Here is a 12,264-nt window from a genome sequence, read left to right on the forward strand (position 1 = left end):
AGCCCGAGAGTCCCTGAAAAGATGTAACAATTCGATAACCGCGCAAACGCAGAACCTGAGGGTGGCCTCACCTGTAGATATGAGGCGCGCGTCATGTCTTTTTGTGGCGGGCATCACCGCCGCCGACCGACGGCTGACCCGCGATTCGGTCGGTCGTACCCCCGCAATCTGAGGGGCCCCTCAACTTTGTGTGGCAATCTGTGCGCTGCGCCGAAACCGGTCACCGATTCCGGCGATGTCCCTGACGCAGTGCCAAGGAGTTCCACACGTGACGATCGACGACCGCGACCTCACCCCCCGCCCGATCGAGACCGGGTTCGCGGCCCGTAGCGCCGCCCGCGCCCTCGCGGACGAACTCCGTGAGGGTACGGCCTATGCGCTCGCCTTCGGCGGGCAGGGGATCGCCTGGCGCGACGCGCTCAGCGATCTCATCGACGGCACGGGGATCGGGCCGGAGCTCCAGGACCTCGTCGACGCCTCCGTCGCCCTCACCGAGCCCGTCCATGACGAGATCGCGGTCGTGCGGACCCACGGCTTCCGGCCCATCGAGTGGGCCAACACCACCACCGGCGAGGACGAGGACGCGGCTGACCTGCCCGACGACGCCTCCCTGTCGGCCGCCGCGGTCTCCCTCCCCGCGGTCCTGCTCACCCAGATGGGTGCACTGCGCGCCCTCGCGGCCGAGGGCTTCGACGTCAACGACACCGCCCCGGCGGCCGTGGTCGGACACTCCCAGGGCGTGCTGGCCGTGGAGTCGGTGGAGACCTTCGGGTCCATCGACGACCGGCTGCTGGCCGTCGCCGAGCTCATCGGCGCCGCCGCCACCCTGGTCGGGCGGCGCGTGGGTCTGTTCCGCCGTGGCCAGGCCAGCCCCATGGTCGGGGTGTCCGGGATCGACGGCGAGGCCCTGCGATCGCTGGTCGACGAGCTGTTCTCGGACGTCGACGCGTCGATCCGCCCGTCGGTCTCCATCCGCAACGCGCAGCGCCGCCACGTCGTGGTCGGCCGACCGGACGACCTCGAGGACCTGCGTCGTCACTGCGCCGACCTCGAGGCCGAGTCGCGTCGTCGTCGCGAGGCAAAGCTCACCGGCGGCGAGGTCTTCGCCCCCGTCTTCGACCCGCTCGACGTGGAGGTCGGATTCCACCACCCGGCGATGGCGCCGGCGGTCGAGATCGTCTCCCGCTGGGCCCGCGCCTGCGATCTGGACGTCGAGCGCGCCGTCCACCTGGCGCGCCAGGTCTTCATCGAGCCGGTCGACTGGGTCGAGGAGATGGCCGAGGCCCTGCACTCCGGTGCCCAGTGGGTCCTCGACATGGGCCCCGGCGAGGCGCTGACCCGCCTCAACCGGTCCGTGGTCCGCGGTCAGGGCGTCGGCGTGGTCGCCGCGGCCACCCGCGGGGGCCTGCGCAACCTGTTCACCCCGGGCGCCACGCCGCCCATCGAGCGGCCGTGGACGGCGTTCCAGCCGCAGCTCATCACGCTGCCCGACGGCAGCGTCCACGTGGAGACGTCGTTCACCCGCCTCACCGGGCGCTCGCCGATCCTGCTGGCCGGCATGACGCCCACCACCGTGGACCCGCAGATCGTCGCGGCGGCGGCCAACGCCGGCCACTGGGCCGAGCTCGCCGGCGGCGGTCAGGTCTCCGAGGCGATCTTCGCCGAGAACACCCGCCGTCTGGCCGAGTTGCTCGAGCCCGGCCGCAGCGCCCAGTTCAACTCCCTGTTCCTCGACCCGTACCTGTGGAAGATGCAGGTCGGCGGCAAGCGCCTCGTCCAGCGGGCTCGGGCCGCGGGCATCCCCTTCGACGGCGTGATCGTCACCGCGGGGATCCCCGAGCTCGACGAGTCGGTGGCCCTCATCGAGGAGCTGACCGAGGCGGGCCTGCGGTACGTCAGCTTCAAGCCCGGCACCGTCGCGCAGATCCGCCAGGTCGTGCGGATCGCCGCCGAGGTCCCGCACATGCCCGTCATCGTCCAGGTCGAGGGAGGGCGCGCCGGCGGCCACCACTCGTGGGAGGACCTCGACGCCCTCCTGCTGTCGACCTACGGCGAGCTGCGCGAGCGCCCCAACGTCGTCCTGTGCGTCGGCGGCGGCATCGGCACCCCCGAGCGGGCCGCCGACTACCTCACCGGCTCGTGGGCCAATGCTCACGGCTACCCGGCCATGCCGGTCGACGGCATCCTCGTGGGCACCGCCGCCATGGCGACCCTCGAGGCCACCACCAGCCCCCAGGTCAAGCAGCTGCTCGTGGACACCACCGGCGTCGACGCCTGGGTGGGCGCGGGCCAGGCCGAGGGAGGCATGGCCTCCGGCCGTAGCCAGCTCGGCGCGGACATCCACGAGATCGACAACACCGCCGCGCGCACCGGACGCCTCCTCGACGAGGTGGCCGGCGACGCCGAGGCCGTGGCCGCCCGCCGCGACGAGATCATCGCGGCCATCAACGGCACCGCCAAGCCCTACTTCGGCGACCTCGACTCCATGACCTACGAGCAGTGGCTGCGTCGCTTCGTCGAGCTCTCGCTCGCGTCCGGCGCCGGCGCCGGCGGGTCGGTCGCCGGGGGCGACGACTCGTTCGACGTGGGTGGCGACTTCGCCGCCGCCGTCGCCGACGGCACCCGTTCCGTGTGGCTCGACCCGACCATCCGCGAGCGCTTCCACCGCATGGTCCAGCGCACCGAGGCCCGCCTCGACGCCGCCGACAGCGGCCGCATCCGCTCCGCGTACCCGCGCGTGGAGTCCATGGAGCGCCCGGCCGAGGTGATCGACGCCCTCGCCGCCCGCTACCCCGAGCTCGCGAGCGCCGTGCTGCACCCGGCCGACGCCGCCGAGTTCCTCGACATCTGTCGCATGCCCGGCAAGCCCGTGCCGTTCGTCCCCGTCGTCGACGCCGACGTCCGCCGCTGGTGGCGTTCGGACTCGCTGTGGCAGGCCCACGACCCGCGCTACGACGCCGACGCCGTGTGCGTGATCCCCGGGACCACCGCCGTGGCCGGCATCACCCGCGTCGACGAGCCGGTCGGTGAGCTCCTCGACCGTTTCGAGGCCGCCACCGCGGACCGGGTCCGTGGCTACCTCCCCGCCACCGAGGCCGTGTCGAGCCGCCGCCGCGGCGTCGTCACCACCGCCACCGGCCCCGTCGCCGACGTGCTCAACAGCCCCGACGTCACCTGGGCCGGCCGGCTCGTCGTGAACCCCGTCCACCGCCTGGGCGTCCTGCAAGCGTGGGAGATCGACGCCGACGGCATCGGTCGCCACCCGGTCTCCGGCGCCGTCCTCACCCCGGACACGGACGGGCAGACGGTCGACCTGACGCTGCCGATCGGCCCGGCCGAGATGACCATCACCCTCACCGTGGGCGACGCCGTGGCCACCGGTGCCGCGCCCGTCGTCACCGATGACGCCGCGGAGTCCGCCATGCGCACCCTGCTGGCCACCGCCGCCGGCGTCGGCCGCGGAGGAGCGGGCGGCACCCGGATCGACGCGCTGCCCGAGGTCACCGACGGCGTCGCCACCGCGCGGTTCACGTTCGAGCCGACCCTGGCCACGGACCACACGGGCGTCACCGCCGGCAGCCTGCCCACCTCGCTCGTGCCGTCCGTCGGCGTCCCGGACGCCCTCGTGGGCGCCGCCTGGCCGACCGTCTTCGCCGTGCTCGGCCAGACGCGTCGCCCGCGCGGCACCGGCACGGTCGTCGAGGGGCTGCTCGATCTGGTCCACCTGGACCACGGCGTCCGCATGCACGCGGCGCTGCCGCAGGAGACGACCGACCTCGTCGTCGTCGCCCGGTCCGGCGGTGTCCGCGACACCGACCTCGGCCGCGTCGTCGAGGTGTCGGTCGAGGTGGCCACGGAGGCGCGTGACGGCTCCCGCACCCCGCTGTGCACCCTGTCGGAGCGCTTCGCCATCCGTGGCCGCACCGGCGGCGCCGAGGTCGGCGATCCCCGCCCGGCCGGTGGCGCGCTGGTCACCCCGTCCGGTGGCGTCGTCGAGCCCGCGGAGACCACGCGCCAGCAGCGCGTGTCCGCCACGCTCACGGCCCCGCACGACATGACCGCGTTCGCGCTGGTCTCCGGCGACCACAACCCGATCCACGTCTCCGACACCGCGGCCGAGTTGGCCGGGCTGGGCGGCGTGATCGTCCACGGCATGTGGCTCTCGGCCGCCGCGCAGCACGCCGTGCAGGCCTCGGACGGCAAGACCCCCGCGCTGCGGATCGCCGGCTGGACCGCCCGCATGCTCGCGCCGGTCCGCCCGGGCGACCACATCACCGTCCGCGCCGTGCAGACCGGCCGCCACGCCGGCGGCCAGGTCCTCGAGGTCACGTGCACGGTCGACGGCGCCACCGTCATGGCCGCGACCGCGCTCACCGAGGCCCCGCGCACCGTCTACGCGTTCCCCGGACAGGGCATCCAGGCAAAGGGGATGGGCATGGAGGGGCGCACCCGCTGCCCCGCCGCCCGCGAGATCTGGGACCGCGCCGACAAGCACACCCGTGAGGCCCTGGGCTTCTCGATCCTGGCGCTCGTCCGCGACAACCCGACCGAGGTCACCGTCCGCGGCGAGGTCCACCGGCATCCCGACGGCGTGCTCTACCTGACCCAGTTCACCCAGGTCGCGATGGCGTGCCTCGCGGTCGCCCAGCGCGCCGAACTCGAGGCCGACGGCCTGCTCGTCGACGGCGCCTACTTCGCCGGCCACTCGATCGGCGAGTACGACGCCCTGGCCGCCATCTCCGGCGTGCTCGAGCTCGAGCCGCTGCTGGAGATCGTGTTCCAGCGTGGCTCGACCATGCACCAGCTGGTCCCGCGTGACGCGCAGGGGCGGTCGGACTACCGCATGGCCGCCATCCGCCCGTCGCAGATGGGCATCTCGGACGAGGACATCGCGCAGTGGGTCGCCGACGTGGCCCGCGAGTCCGGCGAGTTCATCGAGATCGTCAACTACAATCTGGCGGGCTCGCAGTACGCGCTGGCCGGCACGGTCGCCGGCTGCGCCGCGCTGGAGAAGGCGGTGAACCGGGAGCTCGAGCGCTCGGGCGGCAAGAACGCCTTCATCCTGGTGCCCGGCATCGACGTGCCGTTCCACTCCACGGTGCTGCGCGGCGGCGTCCCGGACTTCCGGGCCACCCTCGACGCGCTGATCCCCGAGGACGTGGACATCTCGGTGCTCGTCGGCCGCTACATCCCGAACCTCGTGCCGCGCCTGTTCAGCCTCGAGCGCGACTTCGTGCAGGAGATCGCCGACCTCGTGCCGGCGGAGGCCCTGGACGACGTCCTCGCGAACTGGGACGCCTGGGCCGCCACGCCCACGCGACTGGGCCGCCTGCTGCTCGTCGAGCTGCTGGCCTGGCAGTTCGCGAGCCCGGTCCGCTGGATCGAGACGCAGGAGCTGCTGTTCACGCCGATCGAGCGTGGCGGACTCGGCGTCGAGCAGTTCATCGAGGTCGGTGTGGCCAACGCCCCGACCGTCGCGAACCTCGCCTCCAAGACCCTCGACCTGCCCACCCACCGCGGGCCGCGCGCCCAGGTGATCAACGTCGAGCGCGACTCGGCGACGCTGTACGGCACCCTGCCGCCCAGCGTGGAGGTCGACGACGACGAGACGGACACCGGCACCGGTTCCGCCTCCACCCCGGCCGCCGGTCAGGCGGCCCCCACAGACCCCGCACCGGCCGTCAACACCCCCGGCACGGCCGGTGCGGACCGATCCGAACCGGCAGCTGCGCCTGCCGCCGCCCCCGGCGCTCCCCGCCCGGACGACCTGGAGTTCGGCGCACCCGCCGCCACCCGCATGCTGGTGGCGCTGCGCACCAAGGTCCGCCCCGAGCAGATCGCCGCCGGCGACTCCATCGAGACGCTGTGCGACGGCGTGTCCTCGCGCCGGAACCAGCTGCTGCTCGACCTGGGCACCGAGCTGAGCCTGGGCGCCATCGACGGCGCCGCCGAGGCGGACTTCCCGACCCTGGCCGACCAGGTCTCGCGCCTGGCCCGCGGCTACGCCCCCTTCGGCCCCGTCCTGTCGGACGCGGTCGGGGAGGCCCTGCGCGCGGTCCTGGGCCGCAGCGGCAAGCGCCCGGCGTACATCACCGAGCGCGTGACCGGCGCGTGGGAGCTCGGCGCCGGCTGGGCCCACCACGTGACCGCCGAGATCGCGCTGGGCACCCGCGACGGCGCCTCGATCCGCGGTGGCGACCTCGCGACCCTCGACGCCTCGGGCGTCAAGGACGTCGCCGGCCTGGACGCGCTCATCGACGCGGCCGTGCAGGCGGTCGGCGCCGCCCACGGTGTGTCCGTGGCCATGCCCTCCTCGGGCGCCGGCGGAGGCGGGGTCGTCGACTCCGCCGCGCTGACCGAGTTCGCCGACGAGCTCACCGGCCGCGACGGCGTCCTGGCGGAGGCCGCGCGCGGCCTGCTCACCCGGCTCGGGCACCTCGAGCCGGAGGCCGTCGACCTGCTGGCCGACGCCGATCCGGATTCCGAGCTCGCCGACCTCGTGGCCGCCGAGCTGGGCTCCGACTGGCGCCGCGTGGTGGCCCCGGCCTTCGACGCCAACCGCGCCGTCCTGCTGGACGACCGCTGGGCCTCGGCCCGCGAGGACCTGGCCCGCCTGTGGACCGCCTCGGACGTGCCGGCCGACGCCGCGGAGGCCTTCCGCGGCGCGGGCGAGATCGTCGCCGAGCAGGCCCGCTGGTGGGCGGCCCGGGCGACCGATGCCCGCCGCGACGCCCTGGCCACGGCCTTCCGGCAGATCTCGGAGGCCGCGGCGGAGGAGTTTGTCGGCGAGTACGCGGACGACGTCGCCGTCGTCACCGGCGCCGGAAAGGGCTCCATCGCCGCGGCGGTCACCGGCCGCCTCCTGGCCGGTGGCGCCACCGTGGTGGCCACCACCTCGAGCCTCGACCAGGGCAAGCTGGCGTTCTTCAAGGACCTCTACCGCTCCAACGCCCGCGGTGGCGCGGCGCTGTGGGTCCTGCCCGCCAACATGACCTCCTACTCGGACGTCGACGCGCTGGTCGAGTGGGTCGGCTCGGAGCACTCGGAGTCGGCCGGTGGCCAGACCACCGTGCTCAAGCCGGCGCTCACGCCGACGCTGCTGTTCCCGTTCGCCGCGCCGCGCGTCCAGGGCTCGATGGCCGACGCCGGCCCGCGGGCCGAGACGGAGATGCGCGTCCTCCTCTGGAGCGTGGAGAAGCTCGTCGCCGGGCTCGGCGCGATCGGCGCGGACACCGACGTCGACTCCCGCCTGCACGTGGTCCTGCCGGGCTCGCCCAACCGCGGCATCTTCGGCGGCGACGGCGCCTACGGCGAGGCCAAGGCCGCCCTCGACGCCATGATCGCCAAGTGGGGTTCGGAGAAGGCCTGGTCGCAGCGGGTGACGTTCGTCCACGCGATCATCGGGTGGGTCCGGGGCACCGGCCTCATGGGCCACAACGACCCGCTCGTCGAGGCCGTCGAGGCCGCGGGCGTGTCCACGTGGTCCACCGCGGGGATGGCCACCGAGCTGCTGCGCTGGTGCGCACCGGAGTTCCGCGACGCCGCCGCCGAGAAGCCGGTCACCGTGGACCTCACGGGCGGGCTAGGCACGGCCGACCTGGACATGTCCGCGCTCGCCGCGGACCGGCCCACCGCCTCCGCGACGACCCCGGCCGAGGACACGGCCGGCACGATCGCCGCGCTGCCCTCGCTGCCGACGGTCGCCGCCGACGAGCGGCCCGAGTGGGGTGAGGTCACCCAGGACCTCGAGGACATGGTCGTCATCGTGGGCGCCGGCGAGGTCGGCCCCTACGGCAGCGCCCGTACCCGCTTCGAGGTGGAGACCACCGGCGACCTCACCGCCGCCGGCGTGGTCGAGCTGGCCTGGTCGACGGGCCTGATCACGTGGGAGGACTCGCCCCGCGCGGGATGGACCGTCACGGCCACCGGCGAGGCGATCGACGAGGCGGACATCGCCGAGCGGTTCCGCGACGAGGTCCTGGCCCGGGTGGGCGTGCGCACGTACGCCGATGACGCCCGCGCCGAGATGTTCGACAACGCCGCACCGCAGCTGACCTCGGTGTTCCTGCCGGAGGACCTGTCCTTCGTCGTGGACGACGAGGCCCAGGCCCGCGCCTACCTCTCGGACGACCCGGAGAACACCGTCGTCACGCAGAGCGAGGACGGGGAGTGGACGGTCACCCGAAAGGCCGGCACCGAGATCCGCGTTCCGCGCCGCACGATGCTCACGCGCGTGGTCGGTGGCCAGATCCCGACCGGGTTCGACCCCACGGCGTGGGGCATCCCCGCGGACATGGTCTCCGGCATCGACCGGGTGGCCGCGTGGAACCTCGTGGCCACCGTGGACGCCTTCATCTCGTCGGGGTTCACCCCGGCCGAGCTGCTGGCCCACGTCCACCCGGCCGACGTCGCCAACACGCAGGGCACCGGCATGGGCGGCATGACGAGCATGCGCTCGCTGTACATCGACGGCATCCTCGGCCGCAGCCGCGCCAACGACACGCTGCAGGAGGCGCTGCCCAACGTCGTGGCCGCGCACGTCATGCAGTCCTACGTCGGCGGCTACGGCTCGATGGTGCACCCGGTGGCGGCCTGCGCCACCACCGCGGTGAGCGTCGAGGAGGGCTTCGACAAGATCCGCGCCGGCAAGGCCGAGTTCGTGGTCTCCGGCGGGTTCGACGACCTGTCCATCGAGGGCATCCAGGGCTTCGCCGACATGTCCGCCACCGCCGACTCCGCGGCCATGGCGGCCAAGGGGATCGACGAGCGGTACTACAGCCGGGCCAACGACCGCCGTCGCGGCGGGTTCGTCGAGTCGGCCGGCGGTGGCACCATCCTGCTCGCCCGTGGTGACGTCGCGGCCCGCATGGGCCTGCCCGTCCTGGGCGTGGTCGGCTGGGCCGGCTCGTACGCCGACGGCGCGCACACCTCCATCCCGGCCCCCGGGCTGGGTGCGCTGGGCGCCGGTCGCGGCGGGAAGCGCTCGCCGCTCGCCCGCGGCCTCGCCCAGCTGGGCCTGACCGCCGACGACGTGGCCGTGGTGAGCAAGCACGACACCTCGACCAAGGCCAACGACCCCAACGAGTCGGACCTGCACGAGCGTCTCGCCGAGGCGATCGGCCGGTCCGAGGGCAACCCGCTGTTCGTGGTGTCGCAGAAGACGCTTACCGGCCACGCCAAGGGCGGTGCCGCGGCGTTCCAGCTCATCGGGCTCACCCAGATGCTGCGGTCGGGCACCATCCCGCCCAACCGCTCCCTGGACTGCGTCGACGACGTCCTGGACCACCACCGGCACCTGGTGTGGCTGCGCGAGACCCTGCAGCTGGGCGGCGACCTGCCCCTCAAGGCCGGTCTGCTCACCTCGCTGGGCTTCGGCCACGTCTCCGGCCTCATCGCCGTGGTGCACCCGGAGGCCTACCACCGGGCCGTGGCCGCGGCGTACGGCGAGGACGAGGCCGAGCGCATCCGCGAGGCCGGCCTGCGCCGCGAGCGCGAGGGCGCCCGGCGCCTGACCGACGCGATCTACGGCGGCGAGGCGCTCTACACCCGCCCCGAGGCCCGTCGCCTCGGTGAGGGTTCGGGCGACGAGGTCAAGGAGCGCGAGGCCGCGGTCCTGCTCGACCCGGCCGCCCGCGTCGACGCCGACGGCGTGCTGTCGGCCGGTGTCGCCGCGGAGATCGCCGCGGAGGTCGCCGGGACGGAGCGCTCCGGGCGGTGACGACCGGGGTGAGAGGCGTCGGGGTCGACATCGTCGACCTCGGCGCCTTCGCCGCGTCTCTGGCCGAACCGGGGACGCGGCTCACGCGCGCGTTCTCGCCGACCGAGCGGAGGCAGTGTCGCGAACGCGCCGAGGCCCGCGGGGCCGGCCGGGCGGGTGGGTTCTCGTCGTCGTCACTGTCGTCACCTACGTCAGCGTCGCCCGCGTCCTCGTCTCCCGCCGCGGCGTCGTCGCCGCCCGGGGCGGTGACGCCTCGCCGCGACGAGGACCCACTGGCGCGCCACCTCGCCGCCCGCTGGGCCGCGAAGGAGGCCGTCATCAAGGCGTGGTCCGCCGCGCTGTACGGCGCGCCCCCGCCGATCCCGCCCGACCTGCTGCGCTGGGCCGAGATCGAGACGGTGTGCGACGCGTGGGGCCGACCGACGGTGCGTCTCGGGGGAGAGGTGGCCCGGCAGGTGGCCGCGACCCTCGGCGACGACGTGCGCTGGAACGTCTCCCTCAGCCACGACGGCGGCTCCGCGATCGCGTTCGTCGTGCTCGAGGGGCCGCCGCGCGGATAGCCGCGCCGCGGTGGGCGGGTGGCGGCGCGGTGCGCGGCGCGCGGCGGTGCCGGACGGGGCGACGGGGGAGCGGCGGGGCCGCCTCAGTCGGCCTGGGCTTCCTTCTCCGCCAGCCACAGGTAGGCGGTGAGCATCCGCTTGAGCTCGGTGACGGTCGCGTCGTGCATGTCCTCGCCGCCGGCGGAGCCGACGGTGTCACCCGCTTCGCCGCCGGGCACCGGGCCGGCGCTGACGGAGAAGTTCAGCATCGAGTAGGCCACGTGCACCAACACCTCGGCCATGAACGCGCGGCGTTCCCGCTCGGTGGCGGGCATGAGCGGCGCGAGGACGCTGGCGATCATCCGGGCGATCTCGCGCTCGTTCACGGCGGCCGTGGCCCGCGTGGCGGGAGTGGCCTGCGTGGCCAGCCAGACCGCGCGCCGCGACGGATCCCGGAGCCACAGGTCGGCCAGATGGTCGAGGAAGTCGTTGAGCAGCTCCGGCCAGTCCAGCGCGGGGATCTTCTGCGCGAAGCGCTCGACCTCCTCGATCACCCCGTGCGCGTCCTGGCGGTCGAGCTCGCAGACCAGGACGTACTTGTTGGCGAAGAACTGGTACAGCGTCCCGATGGGCACGCCCGCGCGCGACGCCACCTCCTCGCAGGTGAACGAGTCGAAGCCGACCTCGACCAGCACTTCCCGGGCCGACGACAGGAGTGCCTGGAACTTCCGGCGGCTGCGCTCCTGGATCGGTCGGCGGCGGGGGACGAGGATGTTCGGTTCGTCCTGGACGGCCTCGTCGGTGATATCCCGTGACGGCTCGTGGGCGCGCTCGGACGATTCGGTCGGCATGGGTGGTTCAGCCCTCCGCCGGCTGCGGCTCGGGGAGCTCCACACCGAGCAGCTTGGCGACCATCGCCACGTGCCCCTTCGCGCGGACGTTGTACCGGGCCATCGAGATGGTGCCGTCCGACTCCACCACGAAGGTCGAGCGGATCACTCGCATGACGGTCTTGCCGTAGTTCTTCTTCTCGCCGAAGGCGCCCCACTCGGTGAGCATCGTCTTGTCGGGATCGGACAGGAGCGGGAACGTGATGCCGTACTTGTCCCGGAACCGGGCCAGCTTCTCGGGCGCGTCGGGGGAGACGCCGACGACGCCCATGCCCGCGTCCCGCAGCTGCTGGAGGGCGTTCTCGAAGTCCACGGTCTCGGTTGTGCACCCCGGCGTCATGGCGGCGGGGTAGACGTAGACGAGCACCTTCCCGTGCTCCGCGAGGAGGTCCTGCAACGACGTGGGCGTGCCGTCGGCGTCGGGGAGGGTGAACGCGGGGGCCGGCTGGCCCACCTCGAGCCGTGGTGTGGTCACCGGTGCTCCTGGGGTCGAGTCGGGGCGTCGGACCCTCCCAACCTATCCGATGCACCGGCGCTCGGGCGCGGATCCAGTCGGTGTGCAGTAGCGTGGGCGTGGTCAAGACCCGCGGGGCACCCGCGGACGAGCGATCGACGGAGGTCTCGTGTCCAGGAGTTACGACAGCATCGAGGGCGATATCGCCAAGGCGCGTGACGATCTCGCGACGACCTTGGACGAGATCATCGACCGGGTCAATCCCAAGAACCTCGCGACCGAGGGCAAGGAGCGTGCGACCGCGGCCCTGAAGGATCCGCGCGTTCTGGCGGTGCTCGGCGGGATCGCGGCCCTGGTCGTCGGCGGGATCACGGTGTCCATGGTCAACAAGCGCAAAGAACGCCAGCGCATCGAGGCGTACCTGGCGGCCCGCAGGGCCCTCTGAGCCCGCCGTCGCTCGTCACGGACCCGGTCCGGCCGGCTCCGGCGTAGGCGTCGGCGCGGCTTCCGCTCGGCTCCGGTTCAGCTGCATCCAGAAGAGCGTCCCGCACACTCCCACTCGGTCGATGTGTGCGGGACGCTCTTCTCGTTGGTCAGCGGCCCCCGCGCGGCCCCCGGCCCCGCGCACACGAAAAAGCCCCGGGTCGTGAAACCCGGGGCTTT

5 protein-coding genes are annotated in these 12,264 nt (G+C 73.6%); 3 read left to right on the plus strand and 2 right to left on the minus strand.

The features are described from left to right. The first annotated feature begins 268 nt into the window (after positions 1-268). Both VYL96_RS05265 and VYL96_RS05270 read left to right on the plus strand, forming a co-directional pair. Complete coding sequence (locus tag VYL96_RS05265; RefSeq protein WP_243699560.1) at positions 269-9,718, plus strand: type I polyketide synthase; 9,450 nt, start codon at positions 269-271, stop codon at positions 9,716-9,718. After that, positions 9,715-10,278: a holo-ACP synthase gene (locus tag VYL96_RS05270; RefSeq protein WP_131884924.1), complete on the plus strand. Its 564-nt coding sequence runs from the start codon at positions 9,715-9,717 to the stop codon at positions 10,276-10,278. Before VYL96_RS05265 ends, VYL96_RS05270 begins: the two co-directional genes overlap by 4 nt. An 83-nt stretch (positions 10,279-10,361) precedes the next feature. Here the strand turns inward: VYL96_RS05270 and VYL96_RS05275 are convergent, their stop codons facing one another. Next, positions 10,362-11,108, minus strand: a complete 747-nt coding sequence (locus tag VYL96_RS05275) for a TetR/AcrR family transcriptional regulator (RefSeq protein WP_007626718.1) — start codon at positions 11,106-11,108, stop codon at positions 10,362-10,364. A 7-nt stretch (positions 11,109-11,115) separates the two neighbouring features. Beyond that, on the minus strand, positions 11,116-11,622 hold the full coding sequence (locus VYL96_RS05280) for a peroxiredoxin (RefSeq protein ID WP_131884923.1): 507 nt from the start codon (positions 11,620-11,622) through the stop codon (positions 11,116-11,118). Positions 11,623-11,770: 148 nt separating this feature from the next. On the opposite strand from VYL96_RS05280, the gene VYL96_RS05285 reads away from it, so the two are divergent. After that, positions 11,771-12,046, plus strand: a complete 276-nt coding sequence (locus VYL96_RS05285) for a DUF3618 domain-containing protein (protein WP_131884922.1) — start codon at positions 11,771-11,773, stop codon at positions 12,044-12,046. The last annotated feature ends 218 nt before the right edge of the window (positions 12,047-12,264 follow it).

The sequence above is a fragment of the Dietzia maris genome, from assembly GCF_036287335.1.
GTDB lineage: Bacteria > Actinomycetota > Actinomycetes > Mycobacteriales > Mycobacteriaceae > Dietzia > Dietzia cinnamea.